We start from the raw sequence: 19,132 nt of genomic DNA, 5'->3' as shown, positions 1-19,132 counted from the left end.
CGGCAGTCCAATAGCCGGAACATAACCATAAGGCGGAATGGATGCAGGCCGGCGTATTGGCCTGTTGCCCTGAATACATAGCGGAGACAAGTCTCATGGAAGACGTCAATCAACCGGCGGCCGGCCCGTTCTGGCAGAACCGCTGGTGTCAGCTTGTCATCGGCATGATGTGCATGGCGCTGGTGGCTAACCTCCAATATGCCTGGACCCTCTTCGTCGCGCCGATGAACGCGAGACACCATTGGGGCCAGGCGTCGATTCAGCTCGCGTTCTCCATCTTCATCCTGACCGAGACGTGGCTCGTGCCGGTGGAAGGCTGGCTCGTGGACCGCTTCGGTCCGCGTCCCGTCGTGGCAGGCGGCGCAGTATGCGCCGGGCTCGCGTGGGTACTCAACTCGTATGCCACGACGTTGCCCATGCTGTACGTTGCCGCCGTGATTGCGGGCGTAGGCGCAGGCGGCGTGTACGGCACCTGCGTGGGCAACGCGCTCAAGTGGTTCCCGGACCGCCGCGGCCTTGCCGCAGGCCTCACGGCTGCTGGGTTCGGCGCAGGCGCTGCCGTGACGGTGATTCCGATTGCCAACATGATCACGCGCTCGGGCTACGAACACACCTTCCTGTTCTTCGGCCTGCTGCAGGGCATCGCGATCTTCGTGCTCGCGCTGGTGCTCAGGAAGCCTCAGATCCGTGCGGTGACTGCGCAGAAGAAGCGCTTCGCGGTATCGCGCATCGACTTCACGCCAGGGCAGATGATCAAGACGCCGGTGTTCTGGGTCATCTACGTGTGCTTCGTCGCGGTGGCGGCGGGCGGCCTGATGGCCACCGCGCAGATCGGTCCCATCGCGAAGGACTGGGGCTTGGCCCGCATACCGATGACGGTGTTCGGCGCAACGCTGCCGCTGCTCACGCTCACGCTTTCCATCGACAACATCTGCAACGGCTTCACGCGTCCGCTATGCGGGTTCATCTCCGACAAGATCGGCCGTGAAAACACCATGTTCCTGATCTTCATCGGCGAAGGGCTCTCGCTGCTCGGCATGATGCAGTTCGGCACGAACCCCTATGCGTTCATGGTGTTCGCCGCGCTCATCTTCCTGTTCTGGGGCGAGATCTTCTCGATCTTCCCGGCCATTTGCGCGGACACGTTCGGCAGCAAGTACGCAGCTGCAAATGCGGGCACGCTCTACACGGCGAAGGGCACGGCGTCGCTGCTCGTGCCGATCGCGTCGGTGCTTTCCGCAACGGGCGGGTGGAGCGCCGTGTTCGTGGCCTCCGCGGTCATTACGATTGCCGCGGGTGTATCGGCCAAGTTCATTCTGCAGCCGATGCGGGCACGCTGGATCGAATCGGGCGAAGCCTTGTCCGGTGCGGTGCGCAATGGCAACGGCGGCGCGTCGCGGCTCTCGCACTGGCCTGAGCAGACCGGCGAGTAATCACGTGAGCAGGAAGGCGAGAGGCAAGAGCGCGTAAGCGTGCAAGGCTTCATCGAAGGAACGGTCGCACATGAACGTTTCGCTGCATCAGTTGAAGGTTTTCGTGGCGGTGGCGCGTGAGCGCAGTTTCACGCGCGCCGCGCGCGAGTTCGGGCTCACGCAGTCCGCAGTGAGCCGCTGTATTCGCGAGCTCGAAGATGCCATTGATCTGCGGCTCTTCGATCGCACCACGCGCCAGGTCGCGCTGACGTCGGCGGGCGCGGGGCTCGAGCAACGCATTGGGCGGTTGCTCGACGAGATCGAACTCGCGCTCAACGAGGGCCGCGCGTCGTGCGTCGGCCATACCGGTGTGGTGGCGCTGGCCAGCAATGCCGTGTTGTCGTCCGGCTGGTTGCCTCTGGGACTCGCGCAGTGCGCTGCCGCATTTCCGGCGCTTGCCGTGCGCATTCGCGATTTGCCGCAAGCCGCTGCGATTCCGGCCGTGGAGCAGGGCGAGGTGGATTTCGCGCTGATCGCGGATTCGCTCGTGGCCGGGAACGCAACGGTCGCGGCGGCCGGCACCATCGAAGCCCAGTCGCTTTTCACGACGCCGCTTTGCGCCGTGCTGCCTGTGGGCCACGTGCTCGCGCAACGCGACGCGCTTACGTGGTGCGACCTCGATGCGACGCCGCTCATTACGCTCAACGACGACGCGTGCGGCCACGGTGTCATCGCGCGGGCACTGGCGACGCGCGCGCCCGATGCGGCATCGGTTCAGGAGCTTGGCCATCTCGCCGCGGTGCTGCGGATGGTGGAACTCGGGCTCGGCGTGGGACTGTTGCCCGTGGGGGCGCATTGGCCCGCGCCCTCCGCCGCATTGGCGGTGCGCGTGCTGCAACCCGAAGTGACGCTCACGACCATGCTGGTGCGGCGCAAGAACCGCTCGCTGCGTCCGAATGCTGAAGCGGTGTGGCAGCGGCTTGTCGACTATGCGCGCGATGCGGCGAATGAAGCGGCAAGCGCAGCAGCAGCCGCAGCCCCAGGCGACACCGCAGCCGTAGACAAAAGCGTGCAAGCCGCATCGCCGGACGCCCCCGACGCCGCCGCCGCTCTCGCCCGCCCTCCGGTTCGCACGGTCGCATCGTCGCACGGTGCGCAGCGACCGCCGTCCTTCACGGCGCGCATCGCCTGAGGCATCGGCCTTGCATCCGGCGACGCGAGGGCCCGCGAGCGATCCAGCGTGCAGCGCCCATGTGAACCACCACGCGGAGCGAGCGAATTGCAACCCTTCGATCGATGCAAGGAGTCTCACCATGGAATCAACCACCCACGCAGACCTCATCCGCCATGATCTGCTGATAGACGGCAAGCGCATTGCGCCCAGCGGCGGCGACTATTCCGTCGACCTGAACCCGGCCACGGAAGAGCCCATCGCGCTCGTTGCGCAAGGCACGGTGGCGGATGTCGACGTCGCCGTGCGGGCCGCGCGTGTCGCGCTGAAAGTCTGGAACGGTATGCGTGCCGGCGAACGCGGGCGCATTCTGGGCCGCTTCGCCGAGTTGTTGCGCGAGCATCAGGACGAGATCGCGGCGCTCGAAAGTCTCGATGCGGGCAAGCCCATTGCCGCCGTGATGCGCCAGGACGTCCCGGCCGCCATCGACACGCTCGCCTACTACGCGGGCTGGTGCGACAAGATCAACGGACAGGTGGTGCCCGTGCGTCCCGACGCGCTCACCTACACGGTGCGCGAGCCGGTAGGCGTGGTGGGCGCGATCGTGCCGTGGAACTTCCCGCTCATGATCGGCATGTGGAAGATTGCGCCCGCGCTCGCGTGCGGCTGCACGCTCGTGGTGAAGCCGGCGGAGATCACGCCGCTTTCAGCGCTGCGTATCGGCGAACTCGCGCTCGAAGCCGGCGTGCCGCCTGGCGTGCTCAACATCGTGACCGGCAAGGGCAAGGTGGTGGGCGACGCGCTCGTTGCGCATCCTGGCGTGGACAAGGTCACCTTCACGGGCTCGCCCTCGGTGGGGCGCGGCATTCTGCAAGGCGCCGCGGGCAACTTCAAACGCGTGACGCTCGAGCTGGGCGGCAAGTCCGCAAACGTGATCTTCGCCGATGCGAATCTCGATCAGGCCGTGCGTGCGGCGGCGTCGGGCATCTTCTTCAACACGGGGCAGGTGTGTTCCGCCGGTTCGCGCATCCTCGCGCATCGCGATGTCTACGACGACGTGGTGGAGCGGCTCGCGGCACGCGCGAAGGCCATTCGCGTGGGCGACCCGTCGGGGCGCGACACGTCCATGGGGCCGCTCGTTTCCGCAGCGCAGATGAAGACCGTGCTCGACTACGTGAGCATTGGCCGCGACGAGGGCGCGGCGCTCGTCACGGGCGGCAAGCGCATCGGCGAGCGTGGCTTCTATGTGGAGCCCACGGTGTTCGCGAACGTCGAGCACGAGATGCGCATTTCGCAGGAGGAAATCTTCGGACCGGTGGCGAGCGTGATCCGCTTCGAAGACGAAGAGGACGCTGTGCGTATCGCAAACGGCACCGCCTACAGTCTTGCGGCCGGCGTGTGGAGCGCCGACATCGGGCGCGTGCATCGCATGGCGCGCGAGTTGCGCGCGGGCACGGTGTGGATCAATACCTATGGCTATACCGACGTGCGCCTGCCTTGGGGCGGTACGGGCGATTCGGGTTTCGGGCGCGAGCACGGCGACGTGGCGATCGAAAACTTCACGGAGCCGAAGGCGGTATGGCTCTCGCTCGCGCAGTAATGCGGCAGCGGGCGTAAAAAAAGGCGGGCCGCTGACACGGCCCGCCTTTTGTTTTTACCGCGTCAGGGCTGTGCGCAATGACGTACGCGTGCACGCGCGCGATATGCCGATATCACGCGCCCTGCAACGCCATCCGTTCGCGCTGCTTTACAAGGCCGAGCACGATGTCGATGGTGGGTGTCGGCTCGCCAATCAGTCGCCCCATCTCCTGCACGACGGTCAAGAGCGGATCGATCTCCAGCGGCCGGCCGTGTTCCAGATCGACGAGTGTCGAGGTCTTGTGCGCGCCCACCGCGCCTGCGCCATCGATGCGACGCTCCACGTCCACGCGAAAGTGCACGCCGAACTGCTCGGCAATGCGCTTCGCTTCCAGCATCATCGTGCGCGACAGTGCGCGCGTGGCCGGGTCGCTCGTGATGATGTCGAGCGTGGCATGCGTGAGCACGCTGATCGGATTGAAGCAGAGGTTGCCCCAAAGCTTCAGCCAGATTTCGTCGCGAATGTTGTCGCGTATCGGCGCATCGAATCCGGCGGCCTGCATGATCTCGTGCAGTTGCTGGATGCGCGGCGTGCGCTCGCCGCTCGGCTCGCCGATGGGAAACTTCTTGCCGTACACGTGTTTGATGACGCCAGGCTCCGCGATTTCAGCAGCGGGATACAGCACGCAGCCGATGGCGCGTTCAGGCGTGAGGCGCGTCCATTGCGCGCCGTCCGGATCGACGCTTTCCAGCCGCGTGCCCGCGAACTTGCCGCCGTGCTGATAGAAGTACCAGTACGGAATGCCGTTGGTGCCCGTAACGATGGCGGTGTGGCTACCCAGGAGCGGCTGCATCGAATCGATGACGCCGGCCACCGAATGGGCCTTGAGCGTGATGATGACGTAGTCCTGCACGCCGAGTTCCCGCGGGTCCGAGGTGCAACGCACCCTGGCCACGTGTTCCTCGCCGTCTATCAGAAGCCGCGCACCGTTGGCCTGCATGGCGGCGAGGTGCGGCCCGCGCGCAACGAAACTCACGTCCGCGCCCGCGCGTGCGAGTTCCACCCCCATGAGCGCGCCGATTGCCCCCGCCCCGAAGATACAGATCTTCATGATGACATCCCCACTGACGATGAAAGGCCGGTTGCCCTTTGCACGCGTGGGCGCTGCGCCGCGTCCCGTTCAGGCGAACGGGAACCGGGCGCGCCGGCGAGGGCGATGATCACAGCATAGGAGGCAATGTCGATTCACGACAGTTAAAGTTTTTCGATTCAACCATTAGGAATGGCTTATGAACGCCTTCAGGCGCGGCGCGCGAACAGGAAACTGACGCCGATGGCGCCAAGGAACGCACCGCAGCAACGGTTGAACCAGCGGCGCACCGAGGCGCGCGCGAGCCAGCGCGCCAGATACACGCCGGCCGCGGAGTAGAGCGCAATCGCAATGCATTCGAGCACGAGAAAGCTCGCGCCGAGCACCGTGAACTGCGGCAGCATGGGCTTCGCGATGTCGACGAACTGCGGCAGAAACGCCGTGAAAACGAGGATCGCTTTGGGATTGCCCGCCGCGACGAAACACTCGCGCCGGACCATGTGCGCAAGCGAGCCGCCGTCGTCGGCCATTGCTGCAAGCGGCCCGGCATCGCTGCGCCAGAGCTGGATGGCGAGCCAGACCAGATAGGCGGCGCCCGCCAGCTTGATCGCGAGGAAAAAGAGTTCGGAGGCTTGCAGCACGACCGCGAGGCCCGTCGCCGTCAGCACGATCATCGTCGCGAAAGCGACGAGGCGGCCCGCGCCGGCAATGACCGCTTTGAGGAAACCGTGTCGCGCGGCGGCGTTGATGGAGAGCAGGTTGTTCGGGCCCGGCGCCATGTTGAGGGCAAAGCAGGCGGGCAGGAAGAAGAGCCAGGCGGAGAGGGACATGGCGCATCACCAGTGTGGGGGGATGCGCGGATTGTAGCGTGCGGCACGCGCGCGAGTCCCCTTGCGCGGGTTTCGGCTGCACTGTCTAATCCGCTGCACGACATCGAACACAACGGAGAGCCGCATGAAAGGCAGCACCATCGAGTACCGGCATGCGAAGGGCCGCGCCGTGCGCGAACACATGAAGCGTTCGGCGCACCGCCAGATCGGCGATCTGAGTCGCGACCCGCTCGCGCCGTTGCGCGAGCAGGCCGAGCACTACGCACCGCGGCTCGTGGCGCTGCATCACGGCCGCATGGCGGTGTCGCCGCTCGCGTTCTTTCTCGGCAGCGCGGCGTTGCATGCGCATGACCTGAGCCGCTTGCCTCACACCGGCATGCTTGTGCCCCTCTGCGGGAATGCGCATCTGCTCAACTTCTGCGGCTTCGTCACTGCCGGGCGCGAGCTGGCGTTCGAAGTCGACGCGTTCGACGAAGCCGCGATAGGCCCGTGGGAATGGGACGTGAAGCGCCTCGCTGTGAGCCTCGTGCTGGCGGCCCGTCAGCGGCGGCTATCCAGCCGCGCGGCCGAAGAGCTGGTGCTGGCCGCCGTGGCGCAGTACCGCGACCGCATGCGTCAGTACGCGCAATACGGCGCCGTCGAGATGTGGCACGAGACGATCACGTTCGACCACATGATCGAAAGCGCGCTGGCACCGGAGGCGCGTCGCGCCATCCGGCGCGCTCTGGAAAAGGGCGCGGCGGGGGCGGATGGCAGGGCGCCTGGCACGCTCGTCGATCGCACTGCGCACGGCTTCGCATGGCGCAACGCGCCACCCACGCTATATCGCGCAGAGCACGCCGCGCCGTTGTTCGCATCCGACGAGGGCGGCTTCGAAGAGGGCGCAGACTGGCGCAGCGTGATCGAACCGATGTGGGAGCAGTATCGCGAGACGCTGGCGCACGACCGGCGCGCCTTGCTCGATCAATTCACGCTTCAGGATCTCGCTTTCCAGGTCGAGGTCGAGAACGGCGCGAGCCGGGACTTCGTGCTCTTGTGCACCGATCATCACGACAAGCCGCTCTTTCTTCAGGCGAGGGAATCGCACCCGTCCGCCATCGCGCGATACGTCGATGCCGGCTCGCCACGCGCCTTGCCTGCACGTCATGACGGCGAGCGCGTAGCGATGGCGCAGCGTCTGCTGCAGGCTACGAGAGACGTCTTTGCAGGCTGGACCGCCAGTGTCTCGCAGCGTTCCTTCCATGTGCGCGAATGGCGCGACAGGAAGCTTGCCGCGAATGTCGATCTGTTCGACAGCATGCTGCTTGAAAGCTACGCGCGGCTCTGCGGCTGGGCGCTCGCGCGGGCGCATGCGAAGGCGAGCGGCGAGGCCATCGAGATTGCCGCCTACATGGGCCGCAGCGATCAGTTCCCGCAGTCGCTCGCGGCGTATGCGCGCGTCTATGCAGACAAGGCGGAGCACGACTACGATGTGTTCCTTGCGGCGTGCCGAAGCGGCAAGCTCGAAACGCAAAGCGAAAACGACGTCGCCGCAGGCGTGTCCCGCACGCGCGCCGCATGACGTCATGCGCGGCACGCGCCAATCGTATGCCTCACATCAAGGAGACAAGGCAAGGTGAGCATGGGAACAGAGGTCCAGGGTCATGAAGGCAGCGCGGCAGATCCGCGCGCAGGCAAGGTTGCACTCGTCACGGGTGCGGGCAGCGGGATAGGGCGCGCCGTGGCGAAGCGTCTCCTCGCGCACGGCTATCGCGTGGTACTGGCAGGGCGTCGCGCCGCGCTGCTCGATGCGCTTGTGGCCGAAGCACAGCAACTCGGTCAGGAAGCGCTGGCCGTGCCTTGCGACGTCGCGGATGCCGCAAGCGTCGCGCATCTCTTCGACACCATTCGTTCGCGCTATGGGCGGCTCGACGTGCTCTTCAACAACGCGGGACGCAACGGGCCGCCCGTGGAGATCGACGAACTCGACGTCGACGTCTGGCGCGCCGTGGTGGATACGAACCTCACCGGCGTGTTCCTGTGTACGCGCGCGGCCTTTGCGTTGATGAAGTCGCAGTCGCCGCGCGGCGGCCGCATCATCAACAACGGTTCCATTTCCGCGCACGCGCCGCGACCCAACAGCATTGCGTACACCGCGACCAAGCATGCGATTACGGGGCTCACGAAGTCCGTATCGCTCGACGGACGCAAGTACGACATTGCCTGCGGGCAGATCGATATCGGCAACGCGGCCACGGAAATGGCCGAGCGCATGGCGCGCGGCGTGCCGCAGGCCAACGGCGAAATCGCCGTGGAACCGCTGATGGACGTCTCGCACGTCGCCGACGCGGTGCTGCACATGGCCGAACTGCCGCTGGCCGCGAACGTGCAGTTCATGACCATCATGGCGACGAAGATGCCGTTCGTGGGGCGCGGCTGACCACGCGGCGCGAACCGATAACAACAACGGAGAGCAATGACGATGGACACACAGACCGTACACGCCTACGACACCCGTGCGGCCGCGTACGCGCAGGAATGGCACACGCAGCCCGCGCCCGACGACATGTACGCGTTGCTGGAGCGCTACTTCAGGCCGGGGCCTACGGCGGACGTGGGTTGCGGCGCGGGCCGCGACACGGCGTGGCTCGCTGCGCATGGCTACGATGCGTGCGGTTTCGATGCATCGGAGGGGCTGCTCGAAGCGGCGCGTGCGCTGCACCCGGAGCTGCGCTTCGAGCACGCGGTGTTGCCCGAACTCGCGAACGTCGCATCGGGTGCTTACGAGAACGTGTTGTGCGAGACCGTGATCATGCATCTCGAGCCCGCGGCGGTAACGCCTGCCGTGCAGCGGCTGCTCGACATCACGCATGCGGGCGGTACGGTTTACCTGAGCTGGCGCGTGACCGCGGACGCCTCGCAGCGCGACGGCAACGGACGGCTCTACGCTGCCTTCGACAAGGCCGCAGTGCTCGACGCACTGAGCGTTGACGACACCGTGCTGTTCGACCGCGAGGAGGTAAGCGCATCGTCGGGCAAGCGCATTCATCGGCTCATCGTGCGCAAGGGCGGCACGGCGTGACGGCACGGCAGGCAGACGGCGCGGGCGCGTGACGGCAGCTGCGCCGTCTGCGCGATCAGCGGCGCTCCCGTATACTGGCGCGATCGCGTTCATGCCGTTTCGTTTGTCTGCCGTGCACGATTGCCTGCACCCCGACGATCCTCGTCCGCAACCACCTCTGCGCCCCACCGATGACGATTGTTGTCGCGGCGGCTGCGCGCCCTGCGTTTTCGATCTCTACGACGAGGCGTGCGAGCGCTACCGCGCCGCGCTCGCAGCGTGGGAGGCGCGGCAAGCGGCTCACGCGGAGCATGCGCACGAGGCACAGCAGAAGACCCCGCGCGTAAAGCCCCGCTCATGACCGACCTTCTGTCTCCCGCCATCGACCCCGCCGCACTTGCGGCGCTCCACGACTTCGTGCGCCGGCATCCGCGGCTTTTCGTGCTGACCGGCGCGGGCATCAGCACAGACTCCGGCATTCCCGGCTATCGCGACGAAAACGGCGCATGGAAGCGTTCGCCGCCCATCACGTTGCAGGCGTTCGTCGGTTCGCACGAGGCGCGGCAGCGCTACTGGGCACGCAGCATGGTGGGCTGGCCCGTGGTCGCGCACGCGCATCCGAACGAGGCGCATCGCGCGCTCGCACGCATCGAAGCGGCGCAACACGTGGCCGCGCTCGTCACGCAGAACGTGGACGGGTTGCATCAGCGCGCGGGCAGCGCGAACGTGATCGAGCTGCACGGCAGCATTGGCGGCGTGACGTGCATGGACTGCAGCACGGCGTATTCGCGCGCGTCGCTTCAGCAGACCCTGGAGCGCGACAACCCGGCCTTTGCCGGCGCCAACGCGGAACCCGCTGCGGACGGCGACGCGCATATCGAATGGGCCGATCTCGCCGCGTTTCGCGTGCCCGTGTGCGAGGTCTGCGGCGGCATGCTGAAGCCCGCTGTCGTGTTTTTCGGCGAGAACGTGCCGCGCACGCGTGTAGAAGCCGCGAGCGCCGCGCTCGATGCGGCCGACGCGGTACTCGTGGTGGGCTCGTCGCTCATGGTGTATTCAGGCTTTCGCTTCTGCGTGTGGGCCGAGCGTGCGGGCAAGCCGGTTGCGGCCATCAATCTCGGCAAGACACGTGCGGACCCGATGCTCGCGTTGAAGGTGGAGGCGCCGTGCGGCGAGACGCTGGCCGCGCTCGCGGGACAACTCGCGGCCGCCGCTGGATAGAGGGCTCAAAGCGAGCTCATCGCGAGGTTTGCAGCAGGTTTGCAACGGCTTCGCAACGGCTTCGCAACGCGTCAGATTCCCAACTCAACTCCATTGCCATCACGACAAGGACGTGTCGATGCTCACCACACTCGAAGAACTGGAAGCGCTTTACGGTCAGCCGCATGAGCGGTCCGTGCGAAAGGAAATCGGCTACGTCAACGAAAGCTACCGGCAGTTCATCGAGCGCTCGCCTTTCGTCGTGCTTGCGACGGCGGGCCCCGAAGGGCTCGATTGCTCGCCGCGCGGCGACGCGCCGGGCTTCGTGCGCATCGTCGACGAACGCACGCTCGCCATGCCGGACCGCATCGGCAACAACCGCGTGGACAGTCTGCGCAACATCCTCGCGCAGCCGCACGTGGGGCTGCTCTTCATCGTGCCGGGCGTGGGCGAGACGCTGCGTGTGAACGGGCGCGCGCGCATCAGCACGGACGAGGCGCTGCTCGAGAGCTTCGCCGTGGAAGGCAAGCGGCCGCGCACGGTGGTGATGATCGACGTCGATGCGGTCTACTTTCATTGCTCGAAGGCGCTGGTGCGCTCGAAACTCTGGGACCCGGCGCAGCACGTCGAGCGTTCGCTGCTGCCGAGCGCGGGCGAAATGATCAAAAGCATCCGCGACGATTTCGATGCCGTGGCCTACGACCGCGAACTGCCCGAGCGCCTGAAGACGGGCCTGTACTGAGGCCCGTGCTGAGGCCCGTATTGAGGCCCGTATTGAGACCTCTCCTGAGCGGGCCCGCGAATTGCCGTCGATGAGCACGCGAGGGCAGCGAACGGCCATTTCCCTTATCCTTTGACCCTCGACGCCGCGCAGTGAGCGCAACGCGCACGCGGCATCCCCGTTTTCTGAAGTGGAGAACCGACATGGGCAAACAGGCAATCGGCGTAGTAGGGCTGGCCGTGATGGGACGCAATCTGGCGCTCAACATCGAGAGCCGGGGCTACGCGGTTTCGGTCTATAACCGCAGCCGCGAAAAAACCGACGAACTGATCGCGGAATTCCCCGACCGCAAGCTGGTGCCCACCTACACGCTCGAGGAATTCGTGGCCTCGCTCGAAAAGCCGCGCCGCATCCTCATGATGGTGAAGGCCGGCGAGCCGACCGACGCCACCATCGCGGCGCTCAAGCCGCTGCTCGACAAGGGCGACATTCTGATCGACGGCGGCAACACGCCGTTTCAGGACACCATCCGCCGCAACCAGGAACTCGCGAAGGCGGGCTTTCATTTCATCGGCACGGGCGTGTCGGGCGGCGAAGAGGGCGCGCTCAAGGGGCCGTCCATCATGCCGGGCGGCCAGCGCGAAGCCTACGACCTCGTGGCGCCCATCCTCACCGAAATCGCCGCGAAGGCGCCCGACGGCGAGCCGTGCGTTGCCTACATGGGCCCGGACGGCGCGGGCCACTACGTGAAGATGGTGCACAACGGTATCGAGTACGGCGACATGCAGCTGATCGCCGAAAGCTACGCGGTGCTGAGCCAGGTGGCGGGGCTGTCGAACGCGGAACTCGCCGACGTCTACACCGAGTGGAATCAGGGCGAACTCGACAGTTACCTGATCGAAATTACCTCGAAGATTTTCCGCAAGAAGGACGACGAAACGGGCAAGGACCTCGTCGACGTGATTCTCGACCGCGCCGCGCAAAAGGGTACCGGCAAGTGGACGAGCCAGAACGCGCTCGACCTCGGCGTGCCGCTGCCGCTCATCACCGAATCGGTGTTTGCGCGCGTACTGTCGTCGCTGAAGACGCAGCGCGTGGCCGCGAGCAAAGTGATCGAAGGTCCGCAGGCGAAGCCCTTTTCGGGCGACCGCGCCGCGTTCGTTGAAGCAGTGCGCCGCGCGCTGTACCTGAGCAAGGTGATCTCGTACGCGCAGGGTTTCGCGCAACTGCGTGCCGCGTCGGACGAGTACAAGTGGGATCTCGACTACGGCACGATCGCGAAGATTTTCCGCGCGGGCTGCATCATCCGCGCGCGCTTCCTGCAGAAGATCACGGACGCCTATGCCCACGACAAGGCGCTCGCCAACCTGCTGCTCGATCCGTACTTCCGCGATATCGCGGCGCGCTACCAGAGCGCGCTGCGCGAGGTGGTCGTGGCCGCGGTGACGGCCGGGGTGCCGGTGCCCACGTTCGCGTCCGCGGTGGCCTACTTCGACGGCTACCGCTCCGAGCGTCTGCCCGCGAACCTCGTACAGGCACAGCGTGACTTCTTCGGTGCGCACACGTTCGAGCGCGTGGACAAGCCGGGCAGTTTCCACGCGCATTGGGCGTGACGGAGCGCGCGGGTGGCGCGGACTATTGCTGTAATCGATTGTTTCAATCGGCCATTTTCGGCTTCATTATTGCGATTGAAACAATAGACTTTGGTCAAAGTAAGGGTTTCCCCTAGAGGATGTCTTGCCTAGACTTGTCTTCAAGCGCTGCACGACAGGGTGTCGGGCAGCCAAAACAGACAAGTTTCGGAGGTCATCATGAATGCAAAGTCTTTTGTTTCCGCAGTTGCCGTTGCCACGCTGCTCGCCGCTCCGGTGGCGTCGTTTGCACAGTCGAACCAGCCTGTGACGCGTGCGCAAGTGCGTGCCGAACTGATCCAGCTCGAAAAGGCCGGCTACAACCCGGCGGCTGACCGCGTCGATTACCCGGCCGACATCCAGGCCGCCCAACAGCGTGTCGCGGCGCAGGCCCAACTGGCTCAAGCCGACACGAGCGGTTACGGTGCGCAAACGGTGGGGTCGTCCGCAGCAGGTGGCGCGGCGACGAAGACCGCGCCGAACCTCGGCGTGTACTTCGGCCACTAAAGCAGTTGCGCTGTCTGGCGGGTGCCTGTAGCAGCGCAGGCTGGAAGCAGGCGACGCGGATAACGTGTCAGAGGGAATGAAAAAACGCGGACCGGTTACCCGGTCCGCGTTTTTTTATGGGGTGGCGCGCCGGCATTGTGCCGATGCGAGAACCTTCAATGCAGCGTATGCCGCCGCGTGAGATCGTCGAACAGGCCCTCGCTCGGTTCGAGGGCAAAGAGCCAGGTTTCGTCGTAGCCGCTCAGCGTATCGAGTGCATCGCGCAAACGCTCGATGGCAAGCGCAGACACTTCGACTTTCGCTTCCACGCCGCCCGACAGACGGGCCACGCTCGCGAGCTGGACGAGTTCGTCGGCGGCTTCGGCCACGTCCGCTGCGAAGACGAGGTGTGTATTGAGCAATTCGACGAGACCGGGCGACGCTGCAATATCCTCGAGGTTCAACTGCACGGACAGAAAAGTGGCTTTGTTCATGCTGGCGGTCCTTACCGATATGGCTTGCGACGTGGCAAACGGTGAGTGGAGGAAAACTGGGCAGCAGGACCCAGTATAGGCCAGCAGTCTCGTGATGCAATGCGCCTGCGGCCGCAGTTGTCGACCTCGCGCCGGGCACGCCGGTTGCGCATGCGCCCTATAATCGGGCTCTCCATTCATCAGCTTTGCCTGTTCCGTCTGCCCATCGTGTTCCTGGCGCCGCTCCGGTCAGGTACCGCACGCAGCCGGGCCGTTCAGCGCCCACATCATGAAAATCATACGCAGCAAGACGTTCACGGCGCCGCGCGCATGGGGCGCGCTCGACATCGCCAACATGAACGGCATCACCACGCGGCTGCACTGGACCGACCAGCCGTACCGCTGGCACGTGAACGACGGCGAAGAGGTGTTCGCGGTGCTGGATGGCCGCGTCGAGATGCGCTATCGCGACAACGGCGCGGAGCAGAGCACGGTGCTGGAAGCCGGCGACATCTTCTTTGCGTCGGTGGGTACCGAACACGTCGCGCATCCCATTGGGGAAGCCAGAATTCTTGTAATCGAGTCGGAAGGCAGCGTGTAGCGCGGGCGCCGGCCCCGGCCACGGCGCCGGTCGGTGAATTCGCGCGAACGAACCGCGGCTTGCGGCAATCGAATGTGGGTTGGCATCAGCGAGCGGAGGACAACAACGATGATTCGACAGCAGCGCAACGTGGGCATGGATCTGGCAAAGACGCTGGCAAAGGCGGCGGCGAGCACCGGTGCAACGGTCGTGCTCGTTTCCGGCTGTACAACCGGCTGGATGCCCTGGGAACAGCAACCCACCTACCCGAGCGCGAGTGTGCAGCGCACACAGCAGCCGGTGCCCGCGGGCTATTACCGCGTCAACCCTGGCGATACCGTAGCGGGCATTGCCGCGGCGTTCGGCCAGCGCAAGCAGGACATCGCAGACTGGAACCACATTGCCGCGGACGTGCCACCGCTGCCCGGCCAGGTGCTGAGGGTGGCGCCGCAGCCTGCGGCGCAGGCCATGTCGCCGGGTGCCGGCACGGCTGCTAATGGCGCGAACGGGATGGCAGGCGCCAACGCGGCGCCGGCGGTGCGGCTCGCCTGGCCGGTTCAGGGCCCGGTGCTGAAACCGTTCGTGGCCGGCAAGACGAATGGCATCGTGATCGGCGGCACCGAGGGCGAGACGGTGAAAGCGGCCGCTGCGGGGCGCGTGGTCTACGCAGGCACGGGGCTCGAGGCGTATGGGCCGCTTGTCATCGTGAAGCACAACGACTCGCTGATTACGGCTTATGGCCACAACAGCAAGCTGCTCGTCAAGGAAGACGACGCAGTCGCGCAAGGCCAGGCCATCGCCGAGATGGGTGCCGACGCGAAAGGCGCGGGCACGCTCGAATTCGAAGTGCGCCGCGACGGCAAGCCTGTCGATCCGCTCGGCTATCTGCCGCGGCAAGGCGGCTGATCTTCGTCGCGACTTCGTCGCGAGGCATTGCCCGACGTTGCCCGATACGGCGCGAACCGTGCGCCGCGGCCGTCGCCAGCTCAGCGTCCATCGCCTGCGGCGTGGCAACGCTTTTCGTTTGGAAATACACTTCTTCGTCTGTGCGATGGGCACTGCGTGTGCCCGTCTCACCATTTGCACCCGTCACGAGGACATGACGCATGATCGATTTGCGTAGCGATACCGTAACGCGGCCCAGCGAGGGCATGAAGGCCGCGATGATGCGCGCCGAGGTGGGCGACGACGTGTGGGGCGACGACCCCACCGTGCAGCGCCTGCAGGACACCATGGCCGAACGCGCGGGCAAGGAGGCCGGGCTCTTCTTTCCGAGCGGCACGCAGAGCAATCTCGCCGCGTTGATGGCGCATTGCGCGCGCGGCGACGAGTACATCGTCGGTCAGGCTGCGCACACCTACAAATACGAAGGCGGCGGTGCCGCGGTGCTGGGCAGCATCCAGCCGCAGCCGCTCGAGAATGCCGCGGACGGCTCGCTGCCGCTCGAGAAAATCGCCGCCGCCATCAAGCCCATCGACGATCACTTCGCGCGCACACGCCTGCTCGCGCTCGAAAACACGATTGGCGGCAAAGTGCTGCCGCCCGCTTACGTGACCGAGGCCGTGCAGCTCGCGCGTCAATATGGGCTCGCCACGCATCTGGACGGCGCGCGCGTCTATAACGCGGCGGTCGCGTCGGGGCAGCCGGTCGGCACGCTGACCGCGCCGTTCGACACCGTCTCGATCTGCTTTTCGAAGGGACTCGGCGCGCCGGTGGGGTCGGTGCTCGTCGGGAGCCGCGAGTTGATCGAGCGCGCACACCGCTGGCGCAAGGTGCTGGGTGGCGGCATGCGTCAGGCCGGCGTGCTCGCGGCCGCGTGCCTCTATGCGCTCGAGCACAATGTCGAACGGCTTGCCGAAGATCACGCGAACGCCGAGCATCTCGCGGCCGGGCTCGCGAGCATCGACCCGGTCACGGTGCAATCGCAGGCCACGAACATGGTGTTCGCGCAGTTTCCGAAGGAACACTGCGCGCCGCTCGAAGCGTGGCTCAAAGAGCGCGGCATCCTCACGCAGATGTTGTACGCGTCGCGGTTCGTGACGCACCTCGACGTGTCGCGTGCGGACATCGAGACGTTCGTCGCGGCTGTGAAGGGATATTTCGCACGCTAACTGTGCGAGCGAGCGGGGCGCGCGGTGTGGTTTCTCGACGCGCGCCCCGTTGGTTTTTTGCGGACTAACGCTTGCCGCTAATGAGGCTGACGGGCAAGAAGACGTCAGCGCGTCCCTCAGTCGTATTTATAGACGCCCTGCTTCGTCTTGCGTCCCAGGTGCCCCGCGGCGACCAATTCGCGCAGCAGCGGGCACGCACGATACTTGGTATCGCCGAAGTCCTTCAGGAATACGTCCATCACGGAAAGGCACACGTCGAGGCCGATCAGGTCCGCGAGCGCGAGCGGCCCGATGGGATGATTGGCGCCCAGCCGCATGCCCGCGTCGATTTCCTCCGCGCTCGCCACGCCTTCCGCCAGTACGAAGAACGCCTCGTTGATCATCGGCACGAGAATGCGGTTCACCACGAAGCCCGGCGAATTCTTCACACCGATCGGCGACTTGCCGAGGCGCTCCGTCAGTTCGCGCACGGAGTCGGCCGTTGCGGCGCTCGTCTGCAGACCGCGAATGATTTCGACGAGCGGCAGAAGCGGCACCGGATTGAAGAAATGCATGCCGATGAAGCGCGTGGGGTCCGCGAGCGTGGCGCCGAGCGAGGTGATCGAAATGGACGACGTGTTCGACGCGATGATCGTGTGAGGCTGCACCACCGCCTCGATCTGCTTCAGGATGCGGTTCTTCAGCTCCACGTTTTCGGTGGCGGCTTCCACGACGAGATCCGCGGCGGCGAGGCGCTGGTAGTCCGTGGACGTTTCGATGCGGGCCAGCGCCGCGTCGCGCGTTGCGGCGTCCAGCTTGTCTTTTGCGACGAGCCGCTCGAGGCTCGACGTCAGCGTGGCGACGCCCTTGGCGAGCGCGGCGTCGGTGACGTCGATCATGATCACCTTGAGCCCGGCGACGGCGGCTGTCTGCGCGATGCCGTTACCCATGGTGCCTGCGCCCACCACACCCACTGTTTCGATAGTCATGCTCGCTTCCTTTGAGTTTCGTTGGAGATTCTGTTGAGCCGGCGCGAAAAAAATGCGCGCCGTGCCGGGAATGTCTGAGGAGAAGAGAGCGGCGATGCGCTCGCCGCTGCCAGTGCTCATCGTATCAAGCGGAAGGCGCGCGCAGCCACGGGGCTCGCGCAAACGAAACGAAGAAGGTGGGCGCGCGGACGTTCGCCGATTCGCCTCGCGCGTGGCGACCCGCTATCGCCTGACGGCTGCCTTCTAGCGACCCGTCGGCCCGACCGGCGTGCCGAGGCGATGCGACGGCGCGAAGAGCCGCAAGCCGCTCGCAATCGCGGCGGCGCCTGCGAATACGGCGCCGGCCGCGAGCGAAAGCGTGGGCCCATGACGGCCGGCAATGCTGAAACTGAGCGCGACGAGCGCTGCCCCGGTGGTCTGCCCGAGCAGCCGCGAAGTCGCGATGATGCCGCTTGCGCCGCCGCTGCGTCCGGGCGGCGCGCTCGACATGATGGCCTTCAGATTGGGCGACTGAAAAAAGCCGAAGCCCGCGCCGCAGATCGCCATGCGAATGCCGATCTCGTGCACCGTCGGATAGGCGGGCAGCAGCGCGAGCGAGGCCATGCCGGCACTCAGCACCGCAAGCCCGATGGCGCCCAGCAGGCCGGGCGGGTAGCGGTCGGAAAGACGCCCCGCGAACGGCGCGGCAAGCGCGACCACCACGGGCCACGGCGTCATGAGAAAGCCTGTTTCCACCTGACTGCGATGAAGCACGTCCTCGAAATAGAACGGCAGCGAAACGAACGCGAGCCCCTGCGCTGCGAACGAGCAGACCGCCGTGAGCGCCGAGAGCGCGAACACGGGCCGCCGGAACAGATCGACTGGCAGCATCGGCGCGGGGTGCCCTGCTTCACGGCGCATCAACAGCCAGCCGAAGACGATCGCGATGGCGCCCGCAATCAGCACGCGCGGCGCGGGCGCACGCTGCGCTGCTTCGCCCAGCGCGAAGATCAGCGCGGCAAAGGTGATCACGTTGAGCAACGCGGCGAGCGGATCGAAAGCATGGCTGCCGCGCGGCGTGGCGGGCAGCGCGGGAAGCGCGAACGCCAGCGCCACGACGCCGAGCGGCACGTTGACGGCGAAGAGCCAGGGCCACGCGCCGAACGAGAGAATCAGCGACGCCACGGTCGGTCCCACGGCAAACGACACGCCCACCACGAGCGCATTCATGCCCACGCCGCGGCCCAACCGATGCGCGGGGTAGAGCGAGCGGATCAGCGCGATGTTGACGCTCATGATCGCGCTTGCGCCAAGGCCCTGGAGAATGCGGGCGGCGGCGAGCATCGGCAGCGTGGAAACGAGCGAGCAGGCGAGCGACGCGACCGTGAAGGTGGCGAGCCCCGAGATGTACACGCGCCGGTGTCCGACGATGTCGCCCAGCGCCGCGAGCGGCAGCAGCGTCGCGACCATGGCGAGCTGGTAGGCGTTGATGATCCACACGGATGCCGCGGGCGCGGCGTGCAGGTCGGCCGCGATGGCCGGCAGCGCGGTGTTGGCGATGGCCGTGTCCAGCGTGGCGAGCGCGACCGCCAGCATGATGGCGGCCATTGCGCGGCGCTTTTTGCCGGACATCGGTTCGTCGATATCGTCGGTGCGGGCTGGGGTAGCGGAGGTATCGGACAAGATGGGCTCGTCGGTGGCTGGGGCCGGCGGCCCGCCGGCAGCCCGTCACGCGATTGTTACAGAGGCGCCGTGATCGTGCAGTGAACGCTTCAAAGGCAGGCTGCGGAGCCCGGAGGGCCCGCCAGACAAGGGGCAAGGCTTACGGCGCAATAACACAACTAACGGTCTGTTCCGGCTA

The 19,132-nt window shown here is 66.1% G+C and carries 19 protein-coding genes; 14 read left to right on the top strand and 5 right to left on the bottom strand.

All coding sequences use genetic code 11. The features are described from left to right. Nucleotides 1-95: 95 nt before the first annotated feature. The 3 genes from oxlT (at nucleotide 96) to PKKP23_RS23850 (ending at nucleotide 4,183) form a co-directional block, all read left to right on the top strand. Nucleotides 96-1,433 carry an oxalate/formate MFS antiporter gene (oxlT, locus tag PKKP23_RS23860; RefSeq protein WP_017775332.1) on the top strand — a complete coding sequence of 446 codons (1,338 nt, stop codon included), beginning with the start codon at nucleotides 96-98 and terminating at the stop codon, nucleotides 1,431-1,433. Nucleotides 1,434-1,503: 70 nt separating this feature from the next. Further along, nucleotides 1,504-2,604 carry a LysR family transcriptional regulator gene (locus PKKP23_RS23855; protein ID WP_126878682.1) on the top strand — a complete coding sequence of 367 codons (1,101 nt, stop codon included), beginning with the start codon at nucleotides 1,504-1,506 and terminating at the stop codon, nucleotides 2,602-2,604. 121 nt (nucleotides 2,605-2,725) lie between these two features. Next, nucleotides 2,726-4,183, top strand: a complete 1,458-nt coding sequence (locus tag PKKP23_RS23850; protein WP_126878681.1) for an aldehyde dehydrogenase family protein — start codon at nucleotides 2,726-2,728, stop codon at nucleotides 4,181-4,183. Between the two features lie 112 nt (nucleotides 4,184-4,295). Here PKKP23_RS23850 and PKKP23_RS23845 read toward each other — a convergent pair whose 3' ends face one another. Continuing rightward, nucleotides 4,296-5,273, bottom strand: a complete 978-nt coding sequence (locus PKKP23_RS23845) for a 2-dehydropantoate 2-reductase (protein WP_126878679.1) — start codon at nucleotides 5,271-5,273, stop codon at nucleotides 4,296-4,298. Between the two features lie 188 nt (nucleotides 5,274-5,461). Then, a complete protein-coding gene (locus PKKP23_RS23840; protein ID WP_017775336.1) occupies nucleotides 5,462-6,082 on the bottom strand; it encodes a LysE family translocator in 621 nt (206 codons plus the stop codon). A 124-nt stretch (nucleotides 6,083-6,206) separates the two neighbouring features. On the opposite strand from PKKP23_RS23840, the gene PKKP23_RS23835 reads away from it, so the two are divergent. The 8 genes from PKKP23_RS23835 (at nucleotide 6,207) to PKKP23_RS23800 (ending at nucleotide 13,181) form a co-directional block, all read left to right on the top strand. Continuing rightward, nucleotides 6,207-7,643 (top strand): DUF2252 domain-containing protein, encoded by a 1,437-nt coding sequence (locus PKKP23_RS23835; protein WP_126878678.1) that lies wholly within the window; start codon nucleotides 6,207-6,209, stop codon nucleotides 7,641-7,643. Nucleotides 7,644-7,703: 60 nt separating this feature from the next. Next, nucleotides 7,704-8,501, top strand: coding sequence for an SDR family oxidoreductase (locus PKKP23_RS23830; protein WP_126878677.1), 798 nt, complete (start codon nucleotides 7,704-7,706; stop codon nucleotides 8,499-8,501). 42 nt (nucleotides 8,502-8,543) lie between these two features. Beyond that, entirely contained in the window at nucleotides 8,544-9,143 is a 600-nt protein-coding gene (locus PKKP23_RS23825) for a class I SAM-dependent methyltransferase (protein ID WP_161978137.1), read from the top strand. Nucleotides 9,144-9,234: 91 nt separating this feature from the next. Continuing rightward, nucleotides 9,235-9,483, top strand: a complete 249-nt coding sequence (locus PKKP23_RS23820) for an oxidoreductase-like domain-containing protein (protein ID WP_126878674.1) — start codon at nucleotides 9,235-9,237, stop codon at nucleotides 9,481-9,483. Next, nucleotides 9,480-10,343, top strand: coding sequence for an NAD-dependent protein deacetylase (locus tag PKKP23_RS23815; RefSeq protein WP_126878673.1), 864 nt, complete (start codon nucleotides 9,480-9,482; stop codon nucleotides 10,341-10,343). Before PKKP23_RS23820 ends, PKKP23_RS23815 begins: the two co-directional genes overlap by 4 nt. A gap of 118 nt (nucleotides 10,344-10,461) precedes the next feature. Continuing rightward, nucleotides 10,462-11,064 carry a pyridoxamine 5'-phosphate oxidase family protein gene (locus PKKP23_RS23810; protein WP_126878672.1) on the top strand — a complete coding sequence of 201 codons (603 nt, stop codon included), beginning with the start codon at nucleotides 10,462-10,464 and terminating at the stop codon, nucleotides 11,062-11,064. A 182-nt stretch (nucleotides 11,065-11,246) separates the two neighbouring features. Next, a complete protein-coding gene (gene gndA / locus PKKP23_RS23805; RefSeq protein ID WP_126878670.1) occupies nucleotides 11,247-12,656 on the top strand; it encodes an NADP-dependent phosphogluconate dehydrogenase in 1,410 nt (469 codons plus the stop codon). 198 nt (nucleotides 12,657-12,854) lie between these two features. Next, entirely contained in the window at nucleotides 12,855-13,181 is a 327-nt protein-coding gene (locus PKKP23_RS23800) for a DUF4148 domain-containing protein (protein WP_126878669.1), read from the top strand. A 155-nt stretch (nucleotides 13,182-13,336) separates the two neighbouring features. Here PKKP23_RS23800 and PKKP23_RS23795 read toward each other — a convergent pair whose 3' ends face one another. Further along, nucleotides 13,337-13,654, bottom strand: a complete 318-nt coding sequence (locus tag PKKP23_RS23795; protein ID WP_017775344.1) for a hypothetical protein — start codon at nucleotides 13,652-13,654, stop codon at nucleotides 13,337-13,339. Between the two features lie 268 nt (nucleotides 13,655-13,922). Here PKKP23_RS23795 and PKKP23_RS23790 point away from each other — a divergent pair, with 268 nt between their 5' ends. From PKKP23_RS23790 to ltaE, 3 genes are all read left to right on the top strand, one after another. Beyond that, nucleotides 13,923-14,234 carry a cupin domain-containing protein gene (locus PKKP23_RS23790; RefSeq protein WP_126878668.1) on the top strand — a complete coding sequence of 104 codons (312 nt, stop codon included), beginning with the start codon at nucleotides 13,923-13,925 and terminating at the stop codon, nucleotides 14,232-14,234. Between the two features lie 108 nt (nucleotides 14,235-14,342). Next, nucleotides 14,343-15,119: a peptidoglycan DD-metalloendopeptidase family protein gene (locus tag PKKP23_RS23785; RefSeq protein WP_017775346.1), complete on the top strand. Its 777-nt coding sequence runs from the start codon at nucleotides 14,343-14,345 to the stop codon at nucleotides 15,117-15,119. Nucleotides 15,120-15,319: 200 nt separating this feature from the next. Further along, nucleotides 15,320-16,324 carry a low-specificity L-threonine aldolase gene (ltaE, locus tag PKKP23_RS23780; RefSeq protein ID WP_126878667.1) on the top strand — a complete coding sequence of 335 codons (1,005 nt, stop codon included), beginning with the start codon at nucleotides 15,320-15,322 and terminating at the stop codon, nucleotides 16,322-16,324. A 116-nt stretch (nucleotides 16,325-16,440) separates the two neighbouring features. On the opposite strand, the gene PKKP23_RS23775 is transcribed toward ltaE, so the two are convergent. Beyond that, on the bottom strand, nucleotides 16,441-17,292 hold the full coding sequence (locus tag PKKP23_RS23775; RefSeq protein WP_126878666.1) for a 3-hydroxybutyryl-CoA dehydrogenase: 852 nt from the start codon (nucleotides 17,290-17,292) through the stop codon (nucleotides 16,441-16,443). Nucleotides 17,293-17,535: 243 nt separating this feature from the next. Then, the gene (locus tag PKKP23_RS23770) at nucleotides 17,536-18,903 is read right to left on the bottom strand and encodes an MFS transporter (RefSeq protein ID WP_126878750.1); all 1,368 of its coding nucleotides are present in this window, start codon (nucleotides 18,901-18,903) and stop codon (nucleotides 17,536-17,538) included. Nucleotides 18,904-19,132 lie beyond the last annotated feature (229 nt).

Source organism: Paraburkholderia kururiensis JCM 10599 = LMG 19447, assembly GCF_003986935.1.
Classification (GTDB): domain Bacteria; phylum Pseudomonadota; class Gammaproteobacteria; order Burkholderiales; family Burkholderiaceae; genus Paraburkholderia; species Paraburkholderia kururiensis.
The sequence above is the reverse complement of the archived record's forward strand: the minus strand, read 5'-3'. Positions and strand labels throughout refer to the sequence as shown.

Excerpts from the sequence above, each read along its gene's own strand:
- oxlT (WP_017775332.1), top strand. The coding sequence starts at position 96 with ATGGAAGACGTCAATCAACCGGCGGCCGGCCCGTTCTGGCAGAACCGC.
- PKKP23_RS23855 (WP_126878682.1), top strand. The coding sequence starts at position 1,504 with ATGAACGTTTCGCTGCATCAGTTGAAGGTTTTCGTGGCGGTGGCGCGT.
- PKKP23_RS23850 (WP_126878681.1), top strand. The coding sequence starts at position 2,726 with ATGGAATCAACCACCCACGCAGACCTCATCCGCCATGATCTGCTGATA.
- PKKP23_RS23845 (WP_126878679.1), bottom strand. The coding sequence starts at position 5,273 with ATGAAGATCTGTATCTTCGGGGCGGGGGCAATCGGCGCGCTCATGGGG.
- PKKP23_RS23840 (WP_017775336.1), bottom strand. The coding sequence starts at position 6,082 with ATGTCCCTCTCCGCCTGGCTCTTCTTCCTGCCCGCCTGCTTTGCCCTC.
- PKKP23_RS23835 (WP_126878678.1), top strand. The coding sequence starts at position 6,207 with ATGAAAGGCAGCACCATCGAGTACCGGCATGCGAAGGGCCGCGCCGTG.
- PKKP23_RS23830 (WP_126878677.1), top strand. The coding sequence starts at position 7,704 with ATGGGAACAGAGGTCCAGGGTCATGAAGGCAGCGCGGCAGATCCGCGC.
- PKKP23_RS23825 (WP_161978137.1), top strand. The coding sequence starts at position 8,544 with ATGGACACACAGACCGTACACGCCTACGACACCCGTGCGGCCGCGTAC.
- PKKP23_RS23820 (WP_126878674.1), top strand. The coding sequence starts at position 9,235 with ATGCCGTTTCGTTTGTCTGCCGTGCACGATTGCCTGCACCCCGACGAT.
- PKKP23_RS23815 (WP_126878673.1), top strand. The coding sequence starts at position 9,480 with ATGACCGACCTTCTGTCTCCCGCCATCGACCCCGCCGCACTTGCGGCG.
- PKKP23_RS23810 (WP_126878672.1), top strand. The coding sequence starts at position 10,462 with ATGCTCACCACACTCGAAGAACTGGAAGCGCTTTACGGTCAGCCGCAT.
- gndA (WP_126878670.1), top strand. The coding sequence starts at position 11,247 with ATGGGCAAACAGGCAATCGGCGTAGTAGGGCTGGCCGTGATGGGACGC.
- PKKP23_RS23800 (WP_126878669.1), top strand. The coding sequence starts at position 12,855 with ATGAATGCAAAGTCTTTTGTTTCCGCAGTTGCCGTTGCCACGCTGCTC.
- PKKP23_RS23795 (WP_017775344.1), bottom strand. The coding sequence starts at position 13,654 with ATGAACAAAGCCACTTTTCTGTCCGTGCAGTTGAACCTCGAGGATATT.
- PKKP23_RS23790 (WP_126878668.1), top strand. The coding sequence starts at position 13,923 with ATGAAAATCATACGCAGCAAGACGTTCACGGCGCCGCGCGCATGGGGC.
- PKKP23_RS23785 (WP_017775346.1), top strand. The coding sequence starts at position 14,343 with ATGATTCGACAGCAGCGCAACGTGGGCATGGATCTGGCAAAGACGCTG.
- ltaE (WP_126878667.1), top strand. The coding sequence starts at position 15,320 with ATGATCGATTTGCGTAGCGATACCGTAACGCGGCCCAGCGAGGGCATG.
- PKKP23_RS23775 (WP_126878666.1), bottom strand. The coding sequence starts at position 17,292 with ATGACTATCGAAACAGTGGGTGTGGTGGGCGCAGGCACCATGGGTAAC.
- PKKP23_RS23770 (WP_126878750.1), bottom strand. The coding sequence starts at position 18,903 with ATGTCCGGCAAAAAGCGCCGCGCAATGGCCGCCATCATGCTGGCGGTC.